This is a genomic window from Acinetobacter harbinensis, from assembly GCF_000816495.1.
Lineage (GTDB): Bacteria > Pseudomonadota > Gammaproteobacteria > Pseudomonadales > Moraxellaceae > Acinetobacter > Acinetobacter harbinensis.
On sequence record NZ_JXBK01000003.1, the window covers coordinates 11,802 to 12,135 of the forward strand.

1 protein-coding gene is annotated in these 334 nt (G+C 35.0%); it reads right to left on the reverse strand.

Annotation, left to right across the window (positions count from 1 at the left end; genetic code table 11):
- On the reverse strand, positions 1-334 hold a 334-nt coding region (locus SE27_RS14660; RefSeq protein ID WP_201772988.1), incomplete at both ends, for a type II toxin -antitoxin system TacA 1-like antitoxin.

A 334-nucleotide genomic window follows, 5' to 3' on the forward strand; every position in this document is an offset into this window, starting at 1 on the left:
CGCTCTTTACTCAATTTTTGATGCTCATCTTCACTTAATTTAACCTTGGTTTGATTAAACGGTTTACCCAATGTTAAATTATATTTTTCAGTACCTAAAACTCGTTTTGCTTCTTTCAAAACCGCTTCACGAATAAAATCATTTAATGATTCACCAACAAATCCTGCTGCCTCTTTTAAGACCTTTTCTTCTTCATAGTACAAAGGCACAGATGCTAAACGTCCATGTTCTTTACGAAAGCGCTTTTTAACGTCACCGGTATGTGGCGTAAGAATAATTTTGTACATAAGATTACGCGTATATTCAACTTCCTGACCATTCGCATTATCTACTG